The sequence below is a fragment of the Sorangium sp. So ce117 genome (assembly GCF_051524395.1).
GTDB lineage: Bacteria > Myxococcota_A > Polyangia > Polyangiales > Polyangiaceae > Sorangium > Sorangium cellulosum_B.
On the sequence record NZ_CP150309.1, the window covers coordinates 1,724,107 to 1,749,775 of the forward strand.

27 protein-coding genes are annotated in these 25,669 nt (G+C 71.0%); 11 read left to right on the forward strand and 16 right to left on the reverse strand.

The genetic code is table 11. The features are described from left to right. Positions 1–5 precede the first annotated feature (5 nt). Positions 6–2,468: a hypothetical protein gene (locus tag WMF46_RS06420; RefSeq protein ID WP_437984788.1), complete on the forward strand. Its 2,463-nt coding sequence runs from the start codon at positions 6–8 to the stop codon at positions 2,466–2,468. A 56-nt stretch (positions 2,469–2,524) separates the two neighbouring features. Here WMF46_RS06420 and WMF46_RS06425 read toward each other — a convergent pair whose 3' ends face one another. Together WMF46_RS06425 and WMF46_RS06430 are read right to left on the reverse strand one after the other, a co-directional pair. Further along, positions 2,525–3,121 (reverse strand): DNA-3-methyladenine glycosylase I, encoded by a 597-nt coding sequence (locus WMF46_RS06425; RefSeq protein WP_437984789.1) that lies wholly within the window; start codon positions 3,119–3,121, stop codon positions 2,525–2,527. A gap of 208 nt (positions 3,122–3,329) precedes the next feature. Next, the gene (locus WMF46_RS06430) at positions 3,330–4,175 is read right to left on the reverse strand and encodes a LysR family transcriptional regulator (protein ID WP_437984790.1); all 846 of its coding nucleotides are present in this window, start codon (positions 4,173–4,175) and stop codon (positions 3,330–3,332) included. On the opposite strand from WMF46_RS06430, the gene WMF46_RS06435 reads away from it, so the two are divergent. Next, positions 4,158–5,138, forward strand: coding sequence for a ketopantoate reductase family protein (locus WMF46_RS06435; RefSeq protein WP_437984791.1), 981 nt, complete (start codon positions 4,158–4,160; stop codon positions 5,136–5,138). The two genes, WMF46_RS06430 and WMF46_RS06435, sit on opposite strands and share 18 nt — an antisense overlap. 121 nt (positions 5,139–5,259) lie before the next feature. On the opposite strand, the gene WMF46_RS06440 is transcribed toward WMF46_RS06435, so the two are convergent. The 3 genes from WMF46_RS06440 to WMF46_RS06450 are packed head-to-tail and all read right to left on the reverse strand — an operon-like array spanning position 5,260 to position 6,779. Next, on the reverse strand, positions 5,260–5,928 hold the full coding sequence (locus WMF46_RS06440) for a glutathione S-transferase family protein (RefSeq protein WP_437984792.1): 669 nt from the start codon (positions 5,926–5,928) through the stop codon (positions 5,260–5,262). A 7-nt stretch (positions 5,929–5,935) separates the two neighbouring features. Continuing rightward, positions 5,936–6,439: an SRPBCC family protein gene (locus WMF46_RS06445; RefSeq protein WP_437984793.1), complete on the reverse strand. Its 504-nt coding sequence runs from the start codon at positions 6,437–6,439 to the stop codon at positions 5,936–5,938. 10 nt (positions 6,440–6,449) lie between these two features. Then, positions 6,450–6,779 (reverse strand): ArsR/SmtB family transcription factor, encoded by a 330-nt coding sequence (locus WMF46_RS06450; RefSeq protein ID WP_437744628.1) that lies wholly within the window; start codon positions 6,777–6,779, stop codon positions 6,450–6,452. A gap of 108 nt (positions 6,780–6,887) precedes the next feature. Here WMF46_RS06450 and WMF46_RS06455 point away from each other — a divergent pair, with 108 nt between their 5' ends. The 3 genes from WMF46_RS06455 (at position 6,888) to WMF46_RS06465 (ending at position 8,334) form a co-directional block, all read left to right on the forward strand. After that, positions 6,888–7,406: an SRPBCC family protein gene (locus WMF46_RS06455; RefSeq protein ID WP_437984794.1), complete on the forward strand. Its 519-nt coding sequence runs from the start codon at positions 6,888–6,890 to the stop codon at positions 7,404–7,406. Next, on the forward strand, positions 7,390–7,749 hold the full coding sequence (locus WMF46_RS06460) for an ArsR/SmtB family transcription factor (protein ID WP_437984795.1): 360 nt from the start codon (positions 7,390–7,392) through the stop codon (positions 7,747–7,749). The genes WMF46_RS06455 and WMF46_RS06460 overlap by 17 nt, the downstream gene beginning before the upstream one ends. A gap of 93 nt (positions 7,750–7,842) precedes the next feature. Next, entirely contained in the window at positions 7,843–8,334 is a 492-nt protein-coding gene (locus WMF46_RS06465; protein WP_437550224.1) for a Fur family transcriptional regulator, read from the forward strand. 311 nt (positions 8,335–8,645) lie between these two features. On the opposite strand, the gene WMF46_RS06470 is transcribed toward WMF46_RS06465, so the two are convergent. The 5 genes from WMF46_RS06470 to WMF46_RS06490 all read right to left on the reverse strand — a co-directional run bounded on the left by WMF46_RS06470 (position 8,646) and on the right by WMF46_RS06490 (position 12,644). Next, positions 8,646–8,876, reverse strand: coding sequence for a hypothetical protein (locus tag WMF46_RS06470; protein WP_437550225.1), 231 nt, complete (start codon positions 8,874–8,876; stop codon positions 8,646–8,648). Between the two features lie 180 nt (positions 8,877–9,056). Continuing rightward, complete coding sequence (locus WMF46_RS06475) at positions 9,057–9,833, reverse strand: ABC transporter ATP-binding protein (RefSeq protein WP_437984796.1); 777 nt, start codon at positions 9,831–9,833, stop codon at positions 9,057–9,059. After that, positions 9,833–10,648: an ABC transporter permease gene (locus WMF46_RS06480; protein WP_437984797.1), complete on the reverse strand. Its 816-nt coding sequence runs from the start codon at positions 10,646–10,648 to the stop codon at positions 9,833–9,835. The genes WMF46_RS06475 and WMF46_RS06480 overlap by 1 nt, the downstream gene beginning before the upstream one ends. Then, positions 10,645–11,475, reverse strand: coding sequence for a molybdate ABC transporter substrate-binding protein (gene modA / locus WMF46_RS06485; RefSeq protein ID WP_437984798.1), 831 nt, complete (start codon positions 11,473–11,475; stop codon positions 10,645–10,647). Before modA ends, WMF46_RS06480 begins: the two co-directional genes overlap by 4 nt. A 62-nt stretch (positions 11,476–11,537) precedes the next feature. Next, positions 11,538–12,644, reverse strand: coding sequence for a substrate-binding domain-containing protein (locus WMF46_RS06490; protein WP_437984799.1), 1,107 nt, complete (start codon positions 12,642–12,644; stop codon positions 11,538–11,540). Positions 12,645–12,929: 285 nt separating this feature from the next. On the opposite strand from WMF46_RS06490, the gene WMF46_RS06495 reads away from it, so the two are divergent. Then, positions 12,930–14,363 carry a sensor histidine kinase gene (locus tag WMF46_RS06495; protein ID WP_437984800.1) on the forward strand — a complete coding sequence of 478 codons (1,434 nt, stop codon included), beginning with the start codon at positions 12,930–12,932 and terminating at the stop codon, positions 14,361–14,363. Positions 14,364–14,424: 61 nt separating this feature from the next. Here the strand turns inward: WMF46_RS06495 and WMF46_RS06500 are convergent, their stop codons facing one another. Together WMF46_RS06500 and WMF46_RS06505 are read right to left on the reverse strand one after the other, a co-directional pair. Next, positions 14,425–14,967: a GNAT family N-acetyltransferase gene (locus tag WMF46_RS06500; RefSeq protein WP_437984801.1), complete on the reverse strand. Its 543-nt coding sequence runs from the start codon at positions 14,965–14,967 to the stop codon at positions 14,425–14,427. Continuing rightward, positions 14,964–16,283 carry a hypothetical protein gene (locus tag WMF46_RS06505; protein WP_437984802.1) on the reverse strand — a complete coding sequence of 440 codons (1,320 nt, stop codon included), beginning with the start codon at positions 16,281–16,283 and terminating at the stop codon, positions 14,964–14,966. The genes WMF46_RS06500 and WMF46_RS06505 overlap by 4 nt, the downstream gene beginning before the upstream one ends. Before the next feature lie 68 nt (positions 16,284–16,351). Between WMF46_RS06505 and WMF46_RS06510 the strand changes: the two genes are divergently transcribed. Continuing rightward, complete coding sequence (locus WMF46_RS06510; protein ID WP_437984803.1) at positions 16,352–17,917, forward strand: PLP-dependent aminotransferase family protein; 1,566 nt, start codon at positions 16,352–16,354, stop codon at positions 17,915–17,917. Positions 17,918–18,262: 345 nt separating this feature from the next. Further along, positions 18,263–18,769, forward strand: a complete 507-nt coding sequence (locus WMF46_RS06515; RefSeq protein WP_437984804.1) for a hypothetical protein — start codon at positions 18,263–18,265, stop codon at positions 18,767–18,769. Between the two features lie 88 nt (positions 18,770–18,857). On the opposite strand, the gene WMF46_RS06520 is transcribed toward WMF46_RS06515, so the two are convergent. After that, positions 18,858–19,604 carry an SDR family oxidoreductase gene (locus WMF46_RS06520; RefSeq protein ID WP_437984805.1) on the reverse strand — a complete coding sequence of 249 codons (747 nt, stop codon included), beginning with the start codon at positions 19,602–19,604 and terminating at the stop codon, positions 18,858–18,860. A gap of 167 nt (positions 19,605–19,771) precedes the next feature. Here WMF46_RS06520 and WMF46_RS06525 point away from each other — a divergent pair, with 167 nt between their 5' ends. After that, entirely contained in the window at positions 19,772–20,644 is an 873-nt protein-coding gene (locus tag WMF46_RS06525; protein WP_437984806.1) for a DUF3943 domain-containing protein, read from the forward strand. A 185-nt stretch (positions 20,645–20,829) separates the two neighbouring features. Here the strand turns inward: WMF46_RS06525 and WMF46_RS06530 are convergent, their stop codons facing one another. The 3 genes from WMF46_RS06530 to WMF46_RS06540 all read right to left on the reverse strand — a co-directional run bounded on the left by WMF46_RS06530 (position 20,830) and on the right by WMF46_RS06540 (position 22,767). Then, positions 20,830–21,369 (reverse strand): hypothetical protein, encoded by a 540-nt coding sequence (locus WMF46_RS06530; RefSeq protein ID WP_437984807.1) that lies wholly within the window; start codon positions 21,367–21,369, stop codon positions 20,830–20,832. 671 nt (positions 21,370–22,040) lie between these two features. Continuing rightward, a complete protein-coding gene (locus WMF46_RS06535) occupies positions 22,041–22,403 on the reverse strand; it encodes a hypothetical protein (RefSeq protein ID WP_437984808.1) in 363 nt (120 codons plus the stop codon). Positions 22,404–22,491: 88 nt separating this feature from the next. Next, positions 22,492–22,767 (reverse strand): barstar family protein, encoded by a 276-nt coding sequence (locus tag WMF46_RS06540; RefSeq protein ID WP_437984809.1) that lies wholly within the window; start codon positions 22,765–22,767, stop codon positions 22,492–22,494. Between the two features lie 437 nt (positions 22,768–23,204). Here WMF46_RS06540 and WMF46_RS06545 point away from each other — a divergent pair, with 437 nt between their 5' ends. After that, entirely contained in the window at positions 23,205–23,792 is a 588-nt protein-coding gene (locus tag WMF46_RS06545; RefSeq protein WP_437984810.1) for a hypothetical protein, read from the forward strand. Positions 23,793–23,861: 69 nt separating this feature from the next. Beyond that, on the forward strand, positions 23,862–25,571 hold the full coding sequence (locus WMF46_RS06550) for a WD40/YVTN/BNR-like repeat-containing protein (protein WP_437984811.1): 1,710 nt from the start codon (positions 23,862–23,864) through the stop codon (positions 25,569–25,571). Positions 25,572–25,669 lie beyond the last annotated feature (98 nt).

Below are 25,669 nucleotides of genomic sequence, written 5' to 3' on the forward strand. Positions count from 1 at the left end.
CGAAGATGGAAGAGAGAGAACCGTCCCTCCCCGCCACTCGGTACAGGTCAAAGAAGCGGGCAAGGAAGCAGGGGCGCTTCCGGCCGCCGACCGTCACCGAGCTCGGCCTCCTGGACCTCGAGCTCTTCCTGCAGTCGAGACCTTCGAGCTGGCCCGACTCCATCGACGAGCTGATGCTGCTCGACGCCCTCCGTCTGCGCACGCGCTACTACCGGTGGCGGTTCGTGACCGACGAGCAGTCCGCGCTCGAGACCTCGACCGACGAGGTGCTGCGCCTGGTCCCGAGCAAGAGGGGTCCGGAGACGACTTGTTCCGTCACCGACAAGGAGAAGGAGGTCGAGAACGACGACGCCGCGAACAAGGCGCAGCGGGAGTTCAACGATCTCGGACCGCCCGCCGCCGGCGACACGCTCCTCCTCCTGGCGGCCATCCAGACAGGCGACATCCAGGCTGTCGAGAATGCGATCGATGGCGCCGATCTCTATCTCCCCTGCGCTTATACCCCCTGGATGATGGGGAACGAGGGCATCTGGGATTTCGCGTCCGCCATCGACTTCTACATGTCGCCACGGCAGGCCGCCTTCGTCGAGTACGCCTGCGCCCTGCTCGCGCGGGCCGACGGCCAGACGGTCTGCGCCGAGCTCGCCGGCTCGAAGATCACGAATGCGCGCAAGGAGCTCCTCGATCTCCTGCTCGCGCACGACAGGACCGATGCATTTCCGAAGCCGCTCCTCGCGCACACCCTGAAATTCGACCTCGCGCATGCCGGGTGCCTGATCGATAGCCCGTGCTGGACCCACTTCGGAAAAGACCCGATGAGCCAGCCCTCGTCGAACGTCCGGGACTTCGTGCTGCTGCTGACCGGCTTGCTGGCGGGGCTCTGCCTCGAGCTCAACGAAGCGCACCTTCATCGGAGCTGCGGCGTCGAGGACCTGCTCGAGCGCCTGCTGGCCATCGATTCGGTCTGCGAGCTCTGCATCGGTGTGGTCTACGGGCAACAGCCGCTGAGCAACATCGGGCAGACGCCGCTGAAGGCGCCCACAGCGCTGTCGCCAGCGTTCGTGGACGAGCTCTTCCGCCTGCAGGCCGACGCGGCCGGCCTGGCCCGCGCGCTGGATGCGGCGTTGAGAGAGGAGCTCGGGCTGCCGCCGCCGATCCCGCCGGGGCTGCGGGAGGATCTCTGGGGAGCCGCGAAGCGCAACCTCTGGGTCTACCTGCCGCAGCTCGCGCAGCACCTCAGGGGATCCGAGAAGATCTGGTCCGTCATCTTCACGCCGCAGGACCTCTCCGGCCACATCGGGAAGCTCGAGGCGCTGGAGCCTCCCAAGGATCCGTCGCTGGTGGAGACCCAGGAGCTCGCGAAGAAGATCGTGTTGAGTTGCCTGCGGAAGAAAGGCGTCATCGAGCTCGCCACCCTCCTCGAGCTCCGGAGCAAGCTTCCGGCGAACCCCAAGGCCGAGCAGATCATCATGAACGTCCTCGGCCTTGGCCAGAGCCTGCAACAGACCATGGAGGAGGCGCTGGCGGCCGCGCACGCGGCCCGCACGCACCCCAAGGTGTTCGGCGCCCCCGCCGACATCAAGAACAAGTACGACCGTGCCGTGTGCGGCGCGGACGCGGTGCCGCCCGACGTCGAGTACTACGGTCTTGACGGGCTGGCATGGGACGCCAAGCGGCTCGGCGGCAATCAGTCGGAATGGGGCGACACGCAGAAGAAGGGGTTCGCGAGCACCAGCAACGTGCCGTGCGCCCTCCTGCTCGACGCGACGTATGCCAACCAGCGGCGTTACCAGCGAGCCTGGGCCGAGATCTTCCGCGACGTCGCGCGCGGCAAGCTGCGGCTCTACCGGATGGTCGAGGGCGAGCGCCGGCCCGCGCTCCTCGAGATCTCGGTCGACATGATCTGCGAGGCCCGCGGCGCGCAGGTCCTCTCTCCCAGCCCGGTCGGCTTCCTTCACGATCCTTCATGCACCTTCGGGGCCTACGTCGTCGACGACTGGCTGAAGAGCGGCAAGCTCCAGGGAAACGCCGTCGACGTCGCAAAGATCATCAAATCGAACCCCTGGGTGAAAGCCACGCTCGATCGTCTGCTGTCGGGGCAGCTCGTCTGGTACGACTTCTTCTCCGACCACACCCGCGAGCTCCCGCTCGGCGGCGGGCGGCACATCTGCCTCGAGGTCTCGCTCAGGTCGGTCCCCGAGATCGTGAGCCTTTGCGACGAGAACGCCGCGCTCGCCGAGGAGGTGAGCTCCTTCTGGCGCATCATCTGGGTGGTCGACCAGCACCGCTTCTTCATCACGTTCACGCATTACGAGCGGTGGTGCCTGGGCCGCGGCCCGACGGCGCAGCCGCTGCCGATGCCCGCTTTTTTCGAGCTCGAGGGCCCTCCGCCTTCCGCGCTGCCCGCCGCCCCGACAGGCACGACCTTCGCGAACGCGCTCGGCGCTTTCGGCGCCGGCCTCACGTGAGGCGGCGCTTGTCTCGCCGCCGGTGCCACGAAGCGCCGGAACCACGCAGGCAGATGTCAGCGCCGGGGGCGCTTGAATCGCTCACGCGAGCGCTCGACCTCTCCTCGGATGACGCAGCCCTCGACGTGATCGTTCACCAGCCCCATCGCCTGCATGAACGCGTACACCGTCGTGGGGCCGACGAACTTCCAGCCGAGCTTCTTCAGGTCCTTCGAGAGGGCGACCGACTCCGGTGATGTCGATACGGTCTGCGGGCGCGCGAGCCGCTCCGCGGCGGGCTCGTAGCGCCAGACGAACGCCGCCAGCGAGCCCTCGCGCTCGACGAGCTCTCTGGCGCATCGCGCGTTGTGGATGACCGCCTCGATCTTGCCGCGGTGGCGAATGATCCGCGCATCCCCGAGGAGCCGCTCGACGTCTCGCCCCGTGAAGCGGGCGATCTCGTCGACGTCGAAGCCGTGGAACACCGCGCGGAAGCTCTCACGCTTGGCGAGGACGGTGCGCCAGCTCAACCCGGACTGGAAGCCCTCGAGGCTCAGCTTCTCGAACAGCCGGCGGTCGTCGCTGACAGGAAACCCCCACTCGCGATCGTGATAGTCGATGAACTCCGGCGCCGCGCCGGACCAGCGGCAACGCGCTCGACCGTCGGGCCCCACGATTGTCGGGTTGCTCAGAGCATCGCCTCGCTGGACGGCCGCTGTCGCAGCCGCCGAGAGTCGGTCTCGTAGGACGATTGTCCTGGGCTGTCAAGCGTCGCCGCGTGCTCCACACGTCGCGCGACGTGGGCGGACAGCCTCAGCGTGCGCCATGACGGCTCACGGCAGCCGCGAGGCTGCGGCACGCCGCTGGGCCATCGACCCGCTGTCATCCACGGGAGGTGGCCTTGGCCGTGTACTCCGCGAACAGTTCGCTCAACGCCTTCGCCATCGCGCGCATGCGCGGCACGTGGCGCAGCTCTCGATGCATCACGACGTAGAACGGGACCGACGGACCCGCGGCGTCGAGCGCGACGGGCTCCAGACCCGGGAGATCGACGCCGGCCCCGTGCACCACGATGCCCATGCCCGCTCGCGCTGCCTCGATCCGCGTCTCCACGGCGTTTGAACGAAGCGGGAAGTTTTGCGCGCCGCGCTCCACGAGCCAGTGGAAGGGGCCGAGTCCCTGGGTGATCCGCTCATCGACGATGAAGCGCTGGCCGGGGTAGTCGTCTCTCGTGACCAGGCGTCCGGGCAGATGCGCCGCCAGGTAAGCGGCGCTCGCGTACAGAGCCGGCTTGACCTCGCCGACGCGCTTCTCGATGAGCACGTTCGAGGCCGAACGACCCCCGCGGAGCCCGATGTCGGCCTCGCGCTCCGCCAGATCGACGAGCCGCGACTCGACCGACACCTCGACGATGGTCGTCTGGTCCTGCTCCCAGCATCGCCGCGCCGCCTGGGCCGCCACGGCGCCAAACCCCTCCGGCACGGAGAGGCGCACGGTGCCGGCTCGTTCACGATCGTGCGCCCCGAGCGCTTGCTCGAACCCGGCGGCGATGTTCACGAGCGCGAGGGCCTCGCGCTCTAGCCGCACCCCGTGGCTCGTCCGGTGGACGACGGAGCGCCCGAGCGCGCGCTCGAGCGTCGAGACGCGCCGCATGACCGTGGAGGCCGACATGCCGAGGCGCTGTCCGGCCGCGAGGAAGCTCCCGCGGCGGTGGACCTCGAGCAGCACACGACAATCGTCCCAGTCCATGGGACGACCCTGCCATCTCGACGGATCTTCGTCCATGCAAAACGGTTTTGTTCCTGCGCAAAACCACCGTGGTGCGGCGCAGGTTATGATGCCTTGATGAAAATGGCAGTGCTCGGTACAGGAGCCATCGGCAGTACATTCGCTTACCAGCTGGCGAAAGCCGGCCACGAGGTCACGGCCGTCGCGCGCGGCGCGCGCCTGGAGCGCCTGCGGGAAGACCGCGCGATTGTTATGACCGATGGTGCTCGCGCCCCTGTGGCCGTCGCCGGCACCCTCGATCCGAGCGTCCCGTACGATCTCGTGCTCGTGACGGTGCTGGCGCCTCAGGTCGACAGCGTCTTACCCGCGCTGCGACAGAGCGTCGCGAAACACATCATGTTCATGTTCAACACCTTCGAGCCGCTGGATCGACTGCGGGACGCGGTGGGCGCCGAGCGCTTCTCGTTCGGCTTCCCCGGCGGCGTGCTCGCGCATCTCATCGACGGCAAGCTGCGGAGGCGCATCCTGCCGGGCACCACCGTGGGCGATGCGGCGTGGGCAAAGGTGTTCGGCGCTGCAGGGATCCCGACCGTGACCAGCGCCGATATGCACGGATGGTTGCGCTCGCACGCCGCCATGGTGATCCCCCTCATGTCGATCGGCGTCGTCGTGGCGCACCGGGACGCCGGCATCACATGGCGTGAGGCGCGCCGCTACGCCGCCGCGCTCGCCCAGGGGTTTCACATCGTGCGCGGCCTGGGCCACGCCATCGAGCCCACCGTGGTGGCGCTGCTCAGCCGTCTGCCGCGCACGCTCACGACCGGCTTGTTGTGGCTCATGAGCCGCACCCAGGAGCTCCGGAAGCTCGGCGCGCTCGGCGCCGCGGAGCCCCGGATGCTCATCGACATGATGGCGACCGCGGTGCCGAATCAGGCCGCCGAGCTGCTGGCGATCCGCCCGTGAAGGTATCCGGCCACGTCTCGGCGTGCGCAGGCGCAGCGAGCCCGAAGCCTGCGAGGACGCGGGTGCGTCTTGCAGGTTGGCCCGGAGATCTGCATCAGCGCATTGCGCCAGCGCTCTGGACCTAGTCGCGATCGGTCGGCGCGCCGCCGGGGAAGTAGTGGCGGTAGGGTCGGCCGCCCTCCACGGCGCGATCGACGGACGGGCGCTCGCGCAGGCGGCGGTAGTAGGCGCGCAGGTTCGGGCGGTCGTCGAAGGGGTGGACCCAGTCGGCGTAGAACAGCGACGGGGCGGCGGCGCAGTCGGCGAGGGTGAAGGCGTCGCCTGTCGCCCAGGTGCGGCCGGCGAGCTCGCCGTCGAGCCAGGCGTAGACCTTGTCCAGGGCGGCGCGGGCCTGGACCTCCCCGTACTCATCGCGCGGGTTGGACTGCATCTCGCGGATGCGGTTGTTCACGATGACCTGCATCGTATTCATGACGTAGTTGTCGAAGATGCGGTCGAACATCCGCACCTGGAGCGCGGCGGCCGGATCGGGCGGGATCAGGAGGGCGGGCCCCGGATGGGTCTGGTCGAGCCACTCGACAACGATGGTCGCCTCCCACAGGGCGAGGTCACCGACCCTGAGCACGGGGAACTTGCCAAGCGGCCAGAGCGCCGCCAGCTCGGCGCCGGCCTGCGGGTTGGAAGGCTCCAGCAGGCGCAGCTCGAAAGGGACGTCCTTTTCATGGAAGGCGATGAAGGCCTTCTGGGAGTAGGACGAGAAGGGGTGGGCGTAGAGGATCGGTGTCGTCATGGTGGCCTCACTGCTTCGCGCCCCTCGCCAGCTCCTCGCCGAGCGCGTCCAGCATCTGGAGCCAGCTCGGGTGCGCGCCGGTCCGGCGAGCGAGCGCCTCGCTCACGTTCTGCTCGAGCCTCACGAGCGTCCGCCCGTTTCGCTCGGTGAAGGTGATCGACACGAGCGTCTCCTCGGGCCAGTCCCGATCGTGCCCCTGGCTCTCGGAGGAGACGGGATTCCCGTTCGCGTCAGCGATCCGCATGGTGAACGCGAGCCGCTCCGGCCGCACGACCTCGCGGTAGACACCGACGGTCCAGCAATCGCCGAACTGCGGGTTGTGGATGCACGAATGGAAGCCCCCTCCCGGCCGGATGTCGATCCGCGCGAAGCGGATGGTGCACCCCCGCGGCGCGAACCAGCGCGCCAGCAGGTCGGGGTTCGTCCATGCATCGAACACCACGTCGCGCGGAAAATCGAACGTGCGCTCGATGAGGACCGTGGGCTCATGAGGGGTTTGAGAGAATTGCATCGTGACGTGATCACCCTTTCTTTGGCGGATGCAGCTCGTGCAGGAGGTCGTCCAGGCGGCCGAACGCCTCGTCCCAGTGCTGCCGGTACTGCTCGACCCAGCTCGCCACCTCCCGCATCGGCGCGGGATTGAGCTGGCAAACGTGCTGCCGCCCGTCGCGCCGCTTCTCGATCAGACCCGCTCGTTCCAGGGTTGCCAGGTGCTTGGAGATGGCCTGTTGCGAGATCTGAAACGGCTGCGCCAGCTCGTGCACCGACGCAGGCCCCGTCTTGAGCCGCACGAGGATCGCGCGCCGGGTGGCGTCGCTCAGGGCGGCCAGGGTCGTGCTCAGCGAATCCACAACCATATGGTTGTGGATCGACACCCGGAAGTCAAGCGCAGGACGAAGTGCAATCAGATGGCTGCACTTCGTCGGGCGGCTCGTTATTGTGCATCCAGGAGGTTGCACATGGCATCGACGGACAGGATCGAGAAGCGGGTCACGCTGCGCGCGCCCGTGTCACGCGTGTGGCGGGCGATCGCCGACGCCAGGGAGTTCGGGCGCTGGTTCGGGATCGAGCTCGAGGGCGAGTTCGTCGCGGGCAAGACGCTCACTGGCATCTTCGATGAGGGGCTCAACGAAGCCGCCATCATGGACTACCAGAAGAGCCGTGGTCTCCGGCCTTCGAAGGTGAAGCTCCCCGAGAAGGGCGCGGTGTTCTGCACGGTGGAGCGCATCGAGCCGGAGCGGTACTTCAGCTTTCGCTGGATCCCGTATGGCATCGACGCCGAGGCCGACCCGGACAACGAGCCGACGACGCTCGTCGAGTTCCGCCTCGAGGGGGTCGCTGAAGGCACCCTGCTCACCATCGTGGAGTCTGGCTTCGACCGTGTGCCAGCGCATCGGCGCGAGCGCGCGTTCCGCATGAACGAGGGGGGATGGGCCGCTCAGGCCGAGAACATCGCGAAGTATGTCGAAAGCGTGTGAACCGGCGGTCGCTGACGTCTTCTTCGCCCTCGGCGACGGGACGCGGCTGTCGGTGGTGACCCGGCTCGGGGCCGGAGGGGCGCTGTCGGCGACCGCGCTCTCCGACGGAGCGAAGGTGACGCGACAGGCGATCGTGAAGCACCTCCGGGTGCTCGAGGGCGCGGGCCTCGTGACGCACGAGCGGCGCGGGCGCGAGGTCCTCTACGCGCTCGAGCCGCGGCGGATCGAGGAAGCCCGCGTGTTCCTCGACGGCATCTCCGCAGGCTGGGATCGCGCGCTCGAGCGGCTGCGTCGGATGGTCGAGGAGCCGTCGCCTCCGCCGAGGAAACGGGAAACGCGATAGGGGAGCGGCTTATCGGCGACGTCCTGACCGAAGCTCCGCCGAGGTGCTGGGCCAGCGTTGACCATCTTGCGAACGGTTCGTATAGTTCCCCGCGTGCGCCATGTGACCCAGCCGCCCGCGCTCGACGAGGCCGGCCTCGAGCGGGCGCTGGAGCGGCTGCGGCGCGCGGTGCGGCAGCGCGGCCTGAAGGGGTCGTCGGTACGCGACTCCATCGCGCGCGCGGCGCTCCTCAGGCGAGGGCACTTCTCGGTCGACGACCTGCTGAAGGAGCTCCGCGAGAGCGGCGTCGTCGATGCCCACCCCGCCACGGTCTACCGGGTCCTACCCCTCCTGGTGGAAGCGGGGCTCCTCCAGATGACGCTCGTGTCGAAGGGCGACGGCGCGCGGTACGAGCGAGCGTTCGAGCGTGAACATCACGACCATCTGATCTGCACACGCTGCGGCAAGGTCGTGGAGTTCGAGTTCGAGGCGATCGAGGTTCTTCAGCGCGATGTCGCGGAGAGATTCGGCTTCCGCTTGACGGGCCACGTCCACGAGCTGCTCGGGATCTGCAAGGACTGCAGCGCTGCCGGCGTCGAGGGCTGACGCGCGAGAGGCGCCCTGCCGGCGCCGCAGCGCGACCGGATCACCGGCGTGCCCGACCGCGAGGCAGGCGGCGTACATGAGCAGCGACCCGGACACCGCCGTCAGGTAGCCAGGCCACGCGATCCAGCCGGCGCTCAGGGCGACGAACGCGCCGACGAAGCCGAACATCGCCGCGCAGCCGGCCACGGCGACCCACGGGCCAAGGCGCCCCATGGCCGCGCACGCGAGCCCCCGGACCCGCCCGCCGAACGTCCCCCAGGGCCCGTCCAGCGGAAGAGCCGTCGAGGCCGCGCGCGCGAGCGCCCGGGCCCTCACGCGACACCTCGCCTCACCACGTTCATCACCTCGGTCGTCCTCCGCGCGTGGAGCTCCGCGGCGGCCTCTCCGAGCACGGCCCACAGCGCCTCCAGGCTGGAATCGTCGAGCCGGACGGAGACGGGGCCGAGGTGAATCGAGATACCCCCGCAGTCCAGGCACCGCTGGACGTGCGCGACGCCGTTGTACGCGAGGGTTTCGTGACGACAGTCCTTCGAGTTTGACAAGTCGACCTCCCGAGCGAGACCGTAACGCGAATGATTCTCATTTTCAACATGATCGCGCTGGGGGGCGACTCATCGCGCTGGGGGGCGACTCATCGCGCTGGGGGGCGACTGACGGACGACTGCCCTCGCGACCGGAGATCCGGCCGTGACAGAGGGTTTGCGCTGCTCCTCGCTGAATTTTCAGGCCGAATCCGCGCTCCGGGAGGGCGGCGCGTCGCCGGCGCTGCGCGCCGCGGCGACGAACTCCTCCACGAAGGGCGACGCCGGTCGGGCGGAGAGCTCCTCCCAGGTGCCGGCCTGCGTCACGCGCCCTGCCTCGAGAACGGCGATGCGATCTCCCAGGAGCCGCGCGTCCGTCGCGTCGTGCGTGACGACGACGGTGGGGATGGCGAGCGTCCGCAGGTAGTTCGAGAGGAACGCCCGGACCTCGCGGCGCGAGTGGACGTCGAGCGCGGCGAGCGGCTCGTCGAGGAGCAGCGCCCGCGGGCTCACCGAGAGCGCGCGCGCGAGCGCCACGCGCTGCTTCTCGCCCCCGGAGAGCGCCTGCGTCCGCCGGTGGGCGTGCGCGGCGATGCCGAGGTCGTCGAGCATCGCGTCGACGACCTCGGCGCCGGCCGCGCGCCGCCGCCGCGCGGGATCGCTCCGCAGCGCGAACGCGACGTTCTCACGGACGCTGAGGTGCGGAAACAGCGCGTAGTCCTGGGGCACATAGCCGATCCCGCGCTGCTCGACGGGCACGTCGATCCCGGCCGCCGTGTCGAGGAGCACCGCCTCGCCGACCTCCACGCGCCCTCGCTCCACGGGGAAGACGCCCAGGAGGAGCGAGAGCAAGGTCGTCTTCCCGGCGCCGTTCGGCCCCACCAGGACGAGCGACCCGCCGCCGGTGTCGAGATCGGCCTCGATGCGCAGGCGCCCGACGCGCGCGGTCACGCGGGCGCGGAGGCGCTCCGCCGCCATCACGGCGCCGCCTCGGGGCGCTCGCCCTCGGTGGAGCGCCCCAGCACGGCCCGCACGAACAGGAGCAGCGTGAACGCCACGACGACGAGGACCATCGACAGCGCCTGCGCGGCGCGCAGGTCCGACTCGAGCGCCGTGTAGATGGCGAGCGGCAGCGTCTGCGTCCGCCCCTCCAGGTTGCCGGCGAACATGAGCGTCGCGCCGAACTCGCCGAGGGAGCGGGCCCAGCTCATCGCGGCCCCGGCGGCGAGCCCAGGGGCCGAGAGCGGCAGCGCCACGCGGAAGAACACCCGGAGCGGCGACGCGCCGAAGGTCCGCGCCACCACGAGCAGCCTCGCGTCGACCCTCCGGAACGCGCTGGTCGCCGCCTGCACGAAGAACGGCGCCGAGACGAACACCTCGGCGACGACGACCGCCGCCGTCGTGAACGAGACGGACCACCCCGCGGGGTAGAGCCACCCGGAGAGGAGCCCGCGGCGGCCGAACGCGAGCAGCAGCGCGACGCCCGCGACCGCGGGCGGGATGACGATGGGCAGCTGCACCACCGCCTCGACCGCGCGCGAGAGCCGCCCGCGCGAGCGCGCCAGCGTCCAGGCGAGCGGCGTCCCGAGGACGACCACGACGACGAGGCTCGCGGAGGTCGTCAGGAGGCTCAGGCGCAGCGCGGGCCACACGAGGGGGTGGCTGAGCCCCTGCTCGACGTTCCCCACCGTGGCCGTCGCGAACAAGGCCAGGATCGGGACGGCCAGGAAGGCCACGAGGACCGCGCCGACCGCGGCCAGGGCCACCCGCTCCGCGCGGAGGCGCCCGCTCACCGAGGCGCGCCGCCCCCGGAAGGCACAAGGAACCCGGCGCGCCACAGCGCCGTCCGGCCGGCCTCCGACGTCACGAGATCGAGCCACGCGCGCGCGAGCCCGGGGTGCGCGGCGCCGGAGACGACGGCGATCGGGTACTCGGCGAGGACGTTGACCTCGGGCGGGATCGCCACGACGACCACGCCGTCCTGCGCCCCCTGCGCGTCCGTCCGGTAGACCACGCCCGCCTGCGCTTCGCCGAGGCGCACCTTGGCGAGCACCTGCCGCGCGTTGGGCTCGCGCGAGGCGACCTTGGACTCCACGCGCGCGCGGAAATCCCCGCCCAGGGAGGCCGACGCGCGATCGAGGATCTGCAGCGTGTAGCGGCCGATCGGGACCTCGGGGGTGCCGATGACGATGCGGGTCGCGGCGGGGAGGTCGGCGAACCCCCGGACGGTCGCGGCGCTCTCGCTCGCGACGACGAGGACGAGCTCGTTGCGCGCGAAGACGACGGGGCCCGCGGCGCGCTGGGATTTCACGAGCTCGTCCATGTGGCGCTGATCCGCCGAGGCGAACACGTCGGCCGCGGCGCCGTGCTCGAGCTGCGTGCGGAGCTCCTGCGTGCCGGCGAAGTTGAACGTGACCTCGACGCCCGGATAAGAGCGCTTGAAATCCTCTCCCAGCGCGGTGAACACGTCCCGGAGCGAGGCGGCGGCGAAGACGACGAGCCTGTCCTCCCGCTGGGCGGACGCCGGCTCCGAGCGCTCGCAGCCGCCGAGGACGGCGAGGCACGCCGCGAGGATCAGGAGGGGGAGGGCGCGCAACAGCTGTCGTCGGGGGTACTTCATCGGGGAGACTCCTGGGTTCCGTCGTTCCGGGGTTCCGTCGTTCCCTGGCTCGGTCCGTGCCGTCATGCCGCCCGCACCTCGGCGACCCGCTCGCCCGCCTGCCGAGCGTCGTAGGCGAGCGCCGAGAGCTCACGGCGGAACTCCCCTGAGACGAGGACGTCGAGCAGGCGCTGCACCCTGCCGTCATCAAGCCCCTCGCGCGGGACCGCGAGGTCGTAGCGCTCCTCGGCCAGGGGCACGAAGCCGAGCCCGAGCGCCATCGCCGCGTCGCGCGTCGCGACGCCGGTGTCCGCCGCGCCCATCGCCACGGCGCGCGCGACGTCGAGGTGGCCGGCGACCCGCAGGTGCGGCTTGCGCGCGAGCTCGATCGGCAGCCCGTGGCCGCGGACCTCGCGCTCGAGGAGCCGCTGGGCGCCGGCGCCCGCCTCCCGGCCGGCGAGGCGCAGGCCGGGGAGATCGAGGTCGGCCGCGCCGCGGATGCGGCCGGCGTCCTCGCGGCGAACGAGGAGGCCCGCCTCCCAGCGCGCCAGCGTGATGAGGACGATCGGCTCGGCGTGCCCGAGCCGGCGGACGTCGGCGACGTTCGCCTCGCCGGTGCGCGCGTCGACGAGGTGGACGCCCGCGACATGGGTCCGCTGCCGGGCCAGCGCCTGGAGGGCCGCGGTGCTCGAGCGGGGAAACCAGAGGAACCGCCCCGGCCCCGGCCTCGTATTGAGCCGGTCGGCGAGCAGGCCGAGGCCGGCCGCGCAGCCCATCACGACGACGTTCTCCTCGACCTCGGCGAGCGCCCGGAGCGGCTCGACGACGGCCCTCCCGCGCCGCTCGCCGGTCACGATGCCGTCCGCGGCCATCCGCACCGCGTCCCGCTCGAGGGGGTAGGAGACCCAGCGGTCCGCGATGCGCGCGACCGCGGCGCGGCCCAGCGCCGCCGGAGCGTCGGTCTCGGTCGCGAGGTCCGCCGCCGCGCTCGGCTCCCCGAAGAGGTCCTCGACCGAGCAGTCGAGGGCGCTCGCGAGGCGCAGCGCGACGTCGACCGCCGGGGTCGCGCGGCCCGCCTCGATGGCGCCCACGCTCTGCCTCGTGAGGCGGGCGCGCTCGGCGAGCGCCACCTGGGACAGCCCGCGCGCCTCGCGCCGCTCGCGAACCCGGTTCGCCGCTCGGTCTGTCATGACGCACACTCTTTACACCGAGGAACGCTTGCTTGTCATCCGTTGGCGGCCCGAGGCGCCCCTCGACAGGTCGAGTCGCCCCGCTCGTCGCGCGTTGTCCTGCCATGCTCCCGCTCGCCGCCGGAGCGCTTCTCGCCGTGCGGCGCGGCGCCGGGGCGCCTTGCTCTTCGCGCAACGCGGTCTAGCTTTCGCGGAGTGGCTCAGCCCCACGGATCCGCCGACGCCCGTCGAGAGGACGGAACTTCGGTCATTCCGACGCGGACGCGCTTCGAGGCCACGGCGAGGATGGGTTATGCCATCCTCACCCTGCTCCTGGCGCTCGGCATGGCGTTCTCGGTGCGGCGCTTCTCGTCCGTGGCCGAGGCTCAGATCGATCGGTTACGCGCCAAAGAGCACGAGATCACGCTCGTGGAGCGGCTCCGGTGGAGCAGCGAGCTCATCGTGTCTCACGGCAGGGGCTACCTTATCTCCGGCGATCGCGAGCTCCTCGAGCAGGCGAACAGGGCCAGGGCGCGCTTCGACGAGCACGTCGGCGCGCTTCGCGACCACGCGCTCAGCCCGATCGGCCTCGATCGGGTGGCCGAGGTCGAGCAGGCGGCCATGCACCTCGCCCGGATGCAGGAAGAGCTGCTCGCCGCCCGGCAGCGGACGCGGACTGGCGACGCGAGCGAGCTCGTGCGCCGGTTCGACGAGGAGCTGAGGCCGCGTCACCGCGAGCTCGAGGGCTCCCTCGCCCGCCTCGTCGAGCACAAGCAAGATGTCCTCAAGCAGCTCTACGATGACGCGAAGACGGAGCGAGCCCGGCTGGAGCTGTGGCTCGAGGGCCTGCTGGGCTTGCTGGTGCTGGCCGGCCTGGGGATCGCCTGGTACTTCACGAAGCTCCTCGGCGGCCCGTACCACAAGGCGCGGGAGGCGCGCGACGCCGCGCGCCTGGCGCTGGCGGCCCGCGACGAGCTCATGGGCATCGTGGCCCACGATCTGCGCAACCCGCTCGGCGCCATCGCGCTGAAGGCCGCGTGGCTGCGGCGGGGCGCCGACTCCGAGCGGACACGGCAGCAAGCGGAGTCGATCGAGCACGTCTCGCTGCGGATGGAGCGCCTCATCAGGACGATGCTCGACGTGACGACGATGCAAGCCTCCAGGTTCTCGGTGACGCCGAAGCCGTGCGCGGTGGAGGATCTCCTGCACGAGACCATGGAGATGTTCGGGCCGCTCTCCGAGTCGAAGCAGGTCCGGTTCGAGCAATCCCTGAAGGAGCCCGGGCTCGTGATCCGCGCGGAGTGGGAGCGCGTGCTCCAGGTGCTGTCGAACCTCCTCGGCAACGCCCTGAAATTCACGCCCCAGAGCGGCCAGGTGACCCTCTCGGTGGACAGGGACGGGGCGATGGCCCGCTTCGCCGTCCTCGACTCGGGGCCGGGGATCCCCCCCCAGAACCTCACGAGCATCTTCGAGCGGTTCTGGAAGGACGAGACGCCCGGGAAGAAGGGCACCGGCCTCGGGCTCTACATCGCCAAGGGGATCGTCGACGCGCACGGCGGCCGCATCTGGGTGGAGAGCGAGGTCGGGCAGGGCGCCCGGTTCTACTTCACGCTCCCGATCGCCGAGGCGGCGGGACACGAGGCGCCCGCGGCGGCGGAGGCGCCCGCGGCGGCAGAGGCGCCCGCGGCGTCAGAGGCGCCCGCGCCCGCGGCGGGAGGCGAGGGCCGCCCGCGCGGGTGAGGCCTCGATCCACGGGACGCGCGGTACGCGGCGCGCGGCGATGCCCGTGCCGCCCGGCGCTTCACGGCTGCCCGCCGGCCGGCGCGTCCTCCCGGACGCGCGCGTAGAGCAGCACGTCGCCGAGCCGCCCGTCCTTCACGACGTGGCGGCGCATCCGCGCCTCGAGCGCGTAACCCGCCTTCTCGAGCACGCGGGCGGACGCCCCGTTCCAGTCGAAGACGCCGGCCTGGATGCGCTCGAGGCCCAGCTGCTCGAAGCCGTACCGCGTCAGCGCGATCACCGCCTCGGTCGCCAGCCCGCGCCCCCAGTAGGCCGCGCCGAGCCAGTAGCCGAGCTCCGCGGTGTGCCGGTGCACGTCGTCGAGGCGCTCGAGGCCGATGCCGCCGGCCGCCTCGCCGGCGACCACGATCGCCAGGGCCTCGCCGGGCCGCGCGCGCGCCGCGCAGTGCGCGATCCAGCCCTCGGCGTCGTCGCGCGTGTACGGGTGCGGAAAGCGATCGCGCAGGTTCGCCCAGACGCGGCGGTCGTTCGCGTTCTTCACGAGCGCGTCGACGTCGACCGCCGCCCAGGGACGCAGGGTGAACGCGGGCGTCTCGAGGATCATGGCGTCGCTCCCTCCGGTCGAGCCTCGCCGGCCCGAGCCTCCGATCGATCGAAGAGCTTCACGAGGATCTCGCTCCCGATGCCGGTCGCGACCATCCGCTCGCGGCGGTTCGAGAGCAGCGCGCCGAGCCACGGCAAGGCGCCGCCGTCCCCGAGCGGGAGCTCGAGGCCGTCGTCCCGGCGGACGACGAGCTGGATGAACGGCCCGGCGTAGTAGCCGAGCCCCTGCAGCCGCCCGAGATCGTGCACGACCTCGACCTCCGGGCGTGCGCGGGTGAGCGGCTCGCTGACCTCGGCGACCCAGCGCTCGGCGCGCGCGAGGAGCTCGGGGCCGAGGCCGAGGGACCGCGCGGCCCCCACGAGATCCGCCGCGCGCCGCGGCAGATCGACGCCGGCCTCGCGCAGGGCCGCCTCCGTCGACCCGGGCTCGTGCGCCTTCGCCCGCCGCGCCATCGCGTCCGCGTCGACGCCGCGCGCGCCGAGGCTCGCGCGGACCAGCGACGTGTCGGAGAGCACGACGCGCAGCCCCGCGGCGCGGAAGCCCGCGTGAGGCAGCGCGCGGACGAGGTCCGCCCAGACGACGAGGTGCTCGAGCAGGGCGCGCCGCTCGCACGCGTCGTCCTCGCCGCGGCCCGGCGAGCGGGCCGCCGTCGCGAGGGCGAACAGGCGGAAGTGCGGCGTGAAGCCCGGCTGGGTCGTGGGCTGCATGCGCAGGACGCGCTGGCTCGCGCAGAACCGCAGCGGCTCGCCGCCCCGGGTCCCGCGCCGGCGCCGCGCGGCGTGCAGCGCGAGGCCCGTCGTCGGGTCCGCGGCGACCTCGGCGAAGCGGACCGTCGCGAGCACGTTGTTCGGCTCGACGCCCGCGCACGCCGTGGCGCCGAGCGGCCCGATCGGGGCGAGATCCACCGCCTCGAAGCCCGCCGCCGCCGCGTACGCCGCCGCGTCGAGGGCGTGCAGCCGCCGGGCGTCCGCCGTCGAGGCGTGCGTCATGGGCGCGCGCTCCGCGTGGTCGAGGACGTCGGCGAAGCTCCGCCGCAGCGCGCGCCGGCGCAGGCAATGGAGCAGGAGCGTGGTCAGCTCGTTGCCCGGGAGGTCCTCGGCGAGGAGCCGATCGAGCGGCTGACCGGCGTGCGCCTCGGCCGCGCGGCGGGCGATGCGCGACGAGAGCTCGCCCGTCTTGTCGTCTTCGAGCGGCCGCCGCGGGGGAGCGGTGGGCCGCTCGCGGGCGATGGGCCGCTCGCGGGCGATGGGCTGCTCGCGGGCGATGGGCTGCTCGCGGGCGGTCGACACCGTCGTGAGGTCGTCGGCGGTGGGCATGGCTGGCTCCTCGTCGACACGGTGCCCCGGATCTGGCACCCTGGAAAGGGCCAGAGAAGCCGATCTCGATGGTGCCAGCGCGCTCCACCTCCCACGCCGCCCACGCCTTCCTCCACCTGCAGCGCGGCGCGCCGGCGACGCTGGCGGCCCAGCTGGTCGAGCAGCTGCGCCGCGCCGTGCTGGACGGCGTCCTCCAGCCCGATCACCCGCTCCCGTCGTCCCGCGAGCTCGCGCGGGAGCTCGGCGTGTCGCGCAACACCGCGGTGGCGGCGTACGAGGCGCTGGCCGCGGACGGCACCATCGTGGTGCGCCCTCGTCGGGCGCCGGTCGTCGCGCACGTGCCGGCGCGCGCGGGGGGGCAGGGCGCCGCCCGCGTCCAGCCGGCGGCGGCCGCGCCGCGCACGTCGAAGAGCGCGCGGCGGCTCTCGGCGGTGGTGCCCCCCGACAAGCTCGACGCGCTCCTCGGCAGCCGCGCGCGGTCGCGCCCGTTCGGGGTCGGCCTGCCGGACCTCGAGCTGCTCCCGTGGCGCATCTTCGAGCGGTGCCTCGCGCGCCGCGTCCGGTCGATGTCGGCGGCCGACGCGCTCGACCACGATCCGCGGGGCGCGCCGCTGCTCCGGCGCGCCGTGCTCCACCACATCGCGGTGGCCCGCGGCGTGCGCGCGACGGTCGACCAGGTGTTCATCACGGAGGGATCCCAGGCCGCGGTGGACCTGTGCTGCCGCGCGCTGCTCGACCCGGGCGACGCCGCCTGGGTGGAGGACCCGGGGCCGCTGGCCCTCCGCGCGGCGGTGCGCATGGCGGGCGCGCGGCCGGTCCCGATCCCGGTCGACGAGGACGGGCTCCGGGTGCGCGCCGGCGCGCATCGACGTCGGGGCGCGCCGCGCGCGCGGGTCGCCTTCGTGTCGCCGGCCTACGCGTTCCCCTCGGGGGCGCGGCTCACGCTGCCGCGGCGCATCGAGCTCCTGTCCTGGGCCGCCAGGGCGCGCGCCGTGGTCGTCGAGATCGACTACGAGGGCGAGCTGCGGTTCGACGGCACCCCGCTGCCCTCGCTCCTCAGCCTCGACCTCGAGGGCGTGAAGGATCGCGTGATCCACGTGGGGACCTTCAGCCGCTCGCTGTTCCCGGGCCTGCGGCTCGGCTTCATGATCGTGCCGCCCGCGCTGGTGCGCGCCGTGGCCATGGTGCGCGCTGCGTCGACCCGCTCGCCGCCCTACCTGCTGCAGGCCGCGCTCGCCGACTTCATCGACGAGGGCCACTTCGCGCGCCACCTCCGGAAGCTGAAGCAGGCGACGCGGCGCCGGCGCGACCTCGTGCTCGCGGAACTCGGGCTGCTCTTGCCGAGCGCGGTCCGGGCGCGGGCGCCCGCGGGGGGCTCGGTGCTGACGCTCGACCTGCCCGCGGGCGCGGACGACGTCGCCATCGTCCAGGCGCTCGCGGCGCGGGGCGTCGACGCGCAGCCGCTCTCGCGCATCACGGCGGCACGCGCGCCGCGCGCGCCCGGGCTCGTCCTGGGGTTCGGCGCGCACTCGGAGTGCGCGCTCCGGGACGCGGCGCGGACGCTGGCGGCCGTCGTGACGCAGGCGATCGGCGCGGGCGAGGCCGGCGCGCCGCCGGGGTCGCCGCCGCGATAGTGCCTGTCCCCCAGGGATGCGGGTACCACCCGTCGTGAGCGAGCGCCGCGCCCACCACCGCGCCGTACGAGCAGGGCTCGTCCGCGATCCGGCGCGCTGGTCCGGGCGCGTTCCGAAGAGCACGCCGATGCAGGCCATCGCCGTGTCACCTCCTGCCACACCTGACACCTGTCACACCCGGTCGGTGTGGCAGGCCCCCCGGCGTCGCAGGACGGGCGCGCGAGCGCCAAAAGCAGGAGCGGACCGCGCGCATGCGGAGATCGCGCGGGTCCTCGCCGCGAGGACGGGCTGGCATCGAAGTCGCAATCCGCGAGACCCGTGACCTCGTTGACGGAGGAGACATTCATGCTGCTCAAGAAGATCGTGGGGATGTCCGTGCTCATGCTGTCGGTTGGCTCGGCTGGAGGCTGCGGCGGGCTCGAAGGTTCGAAGGGGACCGACGTGGAGGAGGTCGAGGCGCTCGCCAGCCCGATCGAGAACGAATATCAAGGGTTCGGTTGCGTCCCCGTGGCCACGTCGATGTTCGAGATGGAGGCGTACGGCGTCGGCTCGTCCTGTTCCCTCATCGGGCGGAAGAAGAACGCCGAGAGCCGCGCGATCGACGCGCTCGAGGCCCACGCGGAGAACGAGTGTGAGGCGATCCGGGACGACAACCCCGAGGTCTGGGACATCCTCTGTCGGGAGATCTGCGAGTTCAACGGGTACGACGAGACGACAGGCACGGGGATGTGCTCGTACGAGGTGACGGACACGGACACGTGGGAAGAATCCGGCTGTGCCCTCGGCTCGCGGCAATACAACCAGCAGGAGGCCACCGTCCAGTGCGGCTGCGACTGCCTCATGGACCTCTGAGGCCGAGCGCGCGAGCGCCCTGGCTTCGCCCCCGGCAGTGCGATGCAGCGACGTCGCGTGTGCCTGGCCGGACGGCTGGTGTGCGGCGCTAGCGGCCGCCGGCGACGTCCAGGAGGGAGCCGGTGCAGTAGGAGGACTCGCTGGAGGCGAGCCACAGGATGGCGTGCGCGACCTCCTCGGGGCTGCCGGCGCGGCCCAGGGGCAGGCTCGCCTGGAGCCGCTCGACGCGCCCTGGATCGCCTCCGCTCGCGTGGATGTCGGTCGCGATGATCCCCGGCCGCACGGCGTTGACCCGGATGCCCTCGGCGGCGACCTCCTTCGCGAGGCCGATCGTGAGCGTGTCGACGGCGGCCTTCGAGGCGGCGTAGTCGATGTACTCGCCCGGGGAGCCGAGCTGCGACGCCCGCGAGGAGACGTTCACGATGGAGCCGCCCTTGCCGCCGCGGAGCGTCGACATGCGCCGGACCGCCTCGCGCGCGCACAGGAAGCTGCCGACGACGTTGGTCGAGAGGATGCGCTCCACGCGCGCCGCGGTCATGTCCTCGAGGCGCGCCTGCCGGTCGAGCACGCCCGCGTTGTTGACGAGCGCCGCGATCGGGCCGAGGTCACGGTCGACGGTCTGGAACAGGCGCACGACGTCCTCTTCGCGGCTCACGTCGGCCGCGATCGCGAGGGCGACGCCGCCGTGCACGCGGATCTCGTCGACCACCCTCGCCGCGGCGTCCTCGTCGCGCAGGTAGCTCACGGCGACCGTGTAGCCTCGGCTCGCGGCGAGCAGCGCGGTGGCGGCGCCGATCCCGCGGCTGCCGCCCGTGATGAGCATGATGTCGGCCATGGCGCGGGAGCCTACGCGAGCCCGCGGCGAGGCGGGGTGCTGTGAGGCTCGCGGTCGCGCTGGAGCGCTGAGCAGCTTGGAAACCAGAGAAATGAGCCGCCAAAGCGCCAAGGACGCCAAGCACGCGAAGAAGACATGAAGATGAGCCGCCGAGTCGTCAGGAAGACATGAAGATGAGTCGCCAGGGGCGCCAGGAAGACACCAAAATCTTGGCGTCCCTGGCGACCTGGCGGTTCAACTTCCTGCTGTTTGCATGCGGCTTCGACCCGCTGGTCGCTCTAGACTCGAGTCTGGTCGCCGCACCCACCCCGCGCCGCGGCCGCTCCCCGATGGCCCCGATCCGCCTGTGCGCTGCCGCTTCGCTCGCCGTCCTCGTCGCCGCGTGCGCCGGCCGGACCACGGCGGTTCCTCCGGTCGAGTCGGCCTTCCCGTCGAGCCTCCCGCCTCCCGTTCCGGAGCGCGCGCCTGCCGCGGGGGAGCCCCAGGCGTCACCGCCTGTTGCCGCGGCCGAGGCCGTGGAGCCCGCCTGGGCGCCGCCGATCGTGCACACGCTGGCCGTCCTCACGGTGACCCGCAGCGTCGAGGCGGTACTGTGGCCCGAGCCCTTCGCCGACTTTCGCGCGGAGCGATGGGGATACCACTATGGCGAGGCGCTCACGAAGCCGCCGCTCTTCGACGCCGCTCAGCCCGCCTTCCGGTGGGATCACGACCCGTGGCCGATTAACGTGGTCGGCCACGGCCTGCTCGGGAGCGAGATGTACCTCAGGGCGCGGATATGCCGCTTCGGCGCCCCGGCCGCGCTCGCGTTCGCCATCGCCGGCACCCACCTCTGGGAGTACGGCTACGAGGCCAACGGCGTCCGGCCCTCGGCGCTCGATCTTGTCTACACGCCGCTCGCCGGGGTCCTCCTGGGCGAGCTCCGGTACGCGACCTGGCGCGCGGCGGGGGGCATCGAGAGCGCGCCGGCGCGCCTGATCCTGCGCGCGCTCATGGATCCGTTCGGCGAGATCGAGCGGGGCGCCGGGGTCTTCGACTGCTAGAACACGATCACGTTGTTCAAGCGAGAGATGAGCCGCCAAGGCACCAGACGAATAAGTGGAGCGGATCGAGCGCCGAGAAGCTCGCGCGGCGCGAGGGGTACGATCCGAAGCAGCTGGTTCGGTCGCTGCGCACCCTGCCTGCCAAGCTGGTGGGGATCGCGCAAGCTGCCTCTGGTTCGGGATATTTACTCGATTTCTACGCAGATGGCATCACCGAGCTCGCGAGAGTCGGTCGCGCGGATGCCGCAACCGTAACCTACGCCGTCAATGGAGCCCCCTCCACCGATTCTCGCGATTCCCCAGTACCCGACGTGAGTGCATATCTCATCGGAGTAGGCGGAAGCGGTAGCAAAATCCACGTGCTCGAAGCCTTCCAGGCACTGATCTCCGCCTCTCACTACCGCAAAGGTAGTCCCGCCGATGTCAAAGAGCTGGTAGTTGGGTTTGCAGAGGACGTAGTCCAGCTCGCGGGTGTCGTTGGCATGCTGCTGGCAGTTGTTCCACGGGCCGTCTATCGAACTCCCGTCCGCGAGACGAAAGACTCCTGAATAGGGGAGCTCATCGCAGCGGGCGACAAACGTCCAGAAGGCGTCGACTGGGAGCAACGGCGTGTATCCTGCGGGGCAAGTTTCTCCTTCATATACTCCAAATTCCACCGCTTGAGCTTCAGCGGGTGCGCTCAGCGAGATGACTCCGCCGACAAGGCCGCAGATCAGGGCGCCCATGGACGTCGTGTGACGAGTGTGTTTCATATGTCAACCAATGTGCTGTTATGATGGGTTATGTTTCCAAGCCAAGCGCGTGGTCAGGCGCAGGGATTCATTGGTGCGTCTTGGTCGCGCCGCAAGATGCGCTGTGGGCTCCGCAGTGGAGAGCCCGTCCCGTGCCTCATCGGCCAGCGCGGAGGCATCATTCTCACAAGCGGAAACACTGTCAATGTCTAAACTAGCGTGTCGTTTTCATGGATATCTCTGGTCGAGGTGAAAATGGCAATCGGGTCCTAGTCGCCCGGTCAGTAGAACAGGCCCTGCCTTCAGGCGGGCTCTGCAGTTCGCTCGTGGGTCCCAGCGCTCGGCGAGGCGCGTGCCGCTCGTGATCTCGTCTCCCTTCACGGCAATCGCCAGCCTAGAAGAGCCGCAGCGCCCGCGCGCGACCCTCACGCTGGAAGGACGGGCCCGGAGCACCGCGGCGGATCATCGAGGCCAGGTTCCATCCGCCGTGATGCCCTCCGCACCGGCGGTGCCGCATGATGAGCCCGCTGCAGCCCGAGGTACGGAGGCAGGCGCATCCGGCCCGCCCCGCAACCGCGAAAGGATCACGTCCAGAGTATGCAGCGACACGGTGGGCGACGCCAGACAGCGGGCTGGAACGGCGGCGTTCGAGAAATGAAACAGTGCTATCGAGCGCGCTGACGTTGCGAGATCAGGGCAAGCGCACGTTCCGTGTGGCTGGTCTCCAACATGCTGACAATCGCGTGGACCGCCTGGATCATGTCGAGGAGCGCCTTCTTGGGCACGTCCCACGAGCGCGCGAAGGGCTCCGAGCTCCCGGGAATGTCGATTCGCGTGAGGACCGCCACGACGTCCCCGCGATCCTGCAACACCAGGTCCTGAAAAATCTGCTCGAGGTGGTCCCGTCGCAGCGACGCACGGACCTCTGCGTAGAGCTCGATCGGCTCCAGCGATGGTGGACCGTTTTGGTCCCACGCCACAGGGGCGAAGCCGTAGCGGTAGGGAGCAAGATCCGGGAAGAACGTCATTGCAACTCATGCCTCACGCCAGGACATCTGCCCGGCGTTCACATTCAGTCGCGGCGGGAGGCCGTCGGCTGGGGGGCGGGGTGGAAGGCTACTCAAGTGTGACTTTCACAAAGGTGGACCGACTGGCGATGTCGCGCAACCGTTGAACAAACTGTCCATCGCGAAGCCGATGCAATGACTGTGTGTTGACGAGCTTGAGCTCACATTCGCCCGGCCACCCAGGACCGCCGTTCAGGCCGTCCCAGAAGGCGTCGAGGTTCCGACCAAAGTACGCCGCACCTTCCGGCTCTGCCGCAATGACGTACGCGGACCAGAAGTCTGCTTCTGTCTGGACGGGGGCGCAGTCAACAACGATAGATCGCATGCCTTCTCACCATTCCTCGATCGGTCAACCGAAGCCGCCGGACCAGGTCTGTCGAGATCGTCGCCTCTCGTGGCCTTCCTCACGAAAGGTCTCATGAACCGGCTCTGCGCCGCAAGGCCCCGATGCTGTCCAGCGCCATGGGGTAGGTCCGTCGAGCACCGGCGGCAGGCGACGCCTCTCCAGGGGGCCGGGGCGCCCTCCGCCCCCGCGTCGCCCGCGATGAAGGGCCCGCGGCATCACCGGTTCCACCGTACAGCCACGCTGTACGCGCTGGTTGCCATCGAGCACCTCGCGCGATCCGCCTCCCTCCTTGAAAAGTAACGCTGTATCACAACTTATCCATCTGTCGAAGGGCCGGGGCCGCTCTCACGCCGCGGCCTGCGGGCTTCGCCGTCGCTCTGGCGCCCGCTGCTGAATGACGGTATTGGGGATCGAAGATGCATCCTGCCTTCGCCAACATTCAATTCGGCCCCTTTGCGAGCGCCTACCACTCGGCAGCGATGACCCCGGAGCTCAAGGAGGCGCTTGGCGCATTTCTGGAGAAGGAATTGCTGCCACAGGTCGAACAGCCTTTCGAGTCGACGAGCGGAGCCTTGGTGGCGGCCTACGGCGCCGAAAGGTACTGCGGTCCGAACAGCGCGGTCCGCGACATCTACAAATTGGAGTTCGCGTTTCATCGTTCGTCGGGCGATGACACGATCAAGGTCGAGCTCTTGTTCCGTGCGCAGGCCAGGGCGTTCTCCGCGAGAAGGAACAAGCCGCTCTACCTCTGGACTCCCGCCCGCCGCGATCGATACCAGGCGGAAGGTCGACAGCTCCAGCACCTCTGCGGCTGCATCGCGAGGCACGAGGCCGTGGAGGCCATTTGCCCCTTGTGTTCGGCGGTGCTGAGCGTCCACGATTCGCCAAACCTGTTTGGTGTGAGCTGCCCGAACCGCTGCTTCAAGTACAACTATCACCGAGATCCGGCGAACGGGCAGTTCCTCCACGGTCACTTCTTCCGGAAGGAGCCCGGTGAGGTCTGACCCCGCGCCTGTCGGATGTCGGGCAGCTCGCGAGCGCCCCCGGTGCACCGGCCTGGTATCGTGCCCGGAATGAGCATCCGGCACAGCGCCGTCTGGGGACGAGGTCGCCTGATTGTCATCGCGGGATCCGAGGGGCACGTGCTCCGCTCGGAGGACGGCGGCCAGCGCTGGAAGAGGATGCAGACGTCCACCCGCCAGGACCTGAGCGCGCTCGCAGGCACCGGCGCGGCGCTGATCGCCGCCGGACACTGCGGGACCCTGCTGTCCTCGCGCGATGACGGGCAGCGCTGGTCCGACGTGGGCTGCGGCGCGACGGCGGACCTCCGAGGGGTCGCCCTGCGGGACGACGGCGAGGCCATCGCGGTGGGGCTCGGCGGGACGGTCCTCCGCTCCGGCGATCACGGCCAGACCTGGGGAGCCGGGCCCAGCCCCGGAGACCTCTGCCTCGAGGCCGCCGCGGTCGACGCAGAGGGCCGCTTCCTCGCGCTGGCGCTCGAAGGACAGCTCGCCACCCTGCAAGGAGCGACATGGACGCGCCACAAGGTCCCGGGCCGGAGTCCGAGGGCGCTCTGCGCGCGAGGCGGGCTCGTGATCGTGGGCGACGGCGATGGCCATGCCCACGCGAGCCGGGACGGGGGCGCGTCCTGGGAGTCGCATTCCACCGGGACCGGGCGCTCGATCAAGGCGCTGTGGATGGGCGCCGCGGGCCTCGTGATCGCGTCCGGCGAAAGCGGCATTCTGGCGGTCAGCGAGGACGAGGGCCGCACCTGGAGGCGCACCGCGCTCCGGTCGGATCAGCACCGCTGCGCGGCGTGGGGCGATGACGAGGGCGCGATCTGGTGCGTGGGAGACGGCCCCGCCGCCCGATCCCTCGATGGCGGGAAGAGCTTCACCAAGGTGCCAGTCCAGGCAGGGGACGCGCCGCTCGACGGGCCCTGGGAGAAGGTGCCTGTCCGAGGGAAGTTCCGGGGCCTCTGGGTGCAAGCCCAGGGGAGGGTCGTGCTTGTGGGCGACGGCGGCACCGTCGCGCGAACCCACGACGGCGGCCAGACCTGGGAGAGGAGCGCCGTGGAGGACGCCGGCGCGCTGATCTCCGTGTGGGGCAGCGGCGAGACGATCCTTGCTGTCGGCGAGGGCGCCTCGCAGATCCGGACCGAGGACGGCGGGCGCTCCTGGATGGACGTGAAAGGCAAACCCGGCGGCGCCTCGGTCCACGGGCAGAACGAGACAAGGGCGTTCGCCGTCATCGATGGTCGGGTCTGCCGCCTCGTCGCGGGCGGTTCACGATGGCTGGAGCTGGAGGCCCCGCGCGAGCCGCGCCTCCGCGCCGTCTGGGCAGGGCCGGAGCAGCGCGCCGTGGCGGTCGGCTCCGGCGGGACCATCGTCCGTACGATCGACGACGGCGCCACATGGGAAGCCGCGGAGAGCGGCAGCTCCCGCGATCTGTCCGCGATCTGGGGCAGGGGCGACGAGCTCTTCGTGGCTGGTGGACCGGGCGTCAGCGACGTGCTGCGCTCTCGAGACGGCGGCGCGACCTGGGCGGTGGTGGCCCAGGTCTCCGGCAGCCTCAGGAGCCTCTGGGGAGACGACGCGGGCACGCTGTGGGCGTGCGGCGCGCGCGGCATGCTCCTGCGCTCCACCGATGGCGGCCACACCTGGCGAGGCGAGGCGTCCGGCACCTGGGGCACCCTGTTCGAGCTGCGCGGGCACGGGGCCGAGGTGTGGGCGCTGGGGGAGAACCTGCTGCTGCGCCGGCGGCATCGGGCGTCGACAGATTAACTGCCCGCACATTCCTCAGAAATACGTTCGAAACAGAGCGATTGCTACACCAGGGAGAGCCTCCTCGACGCGCTCGGTGAGGGTGGCTGACGCGACTC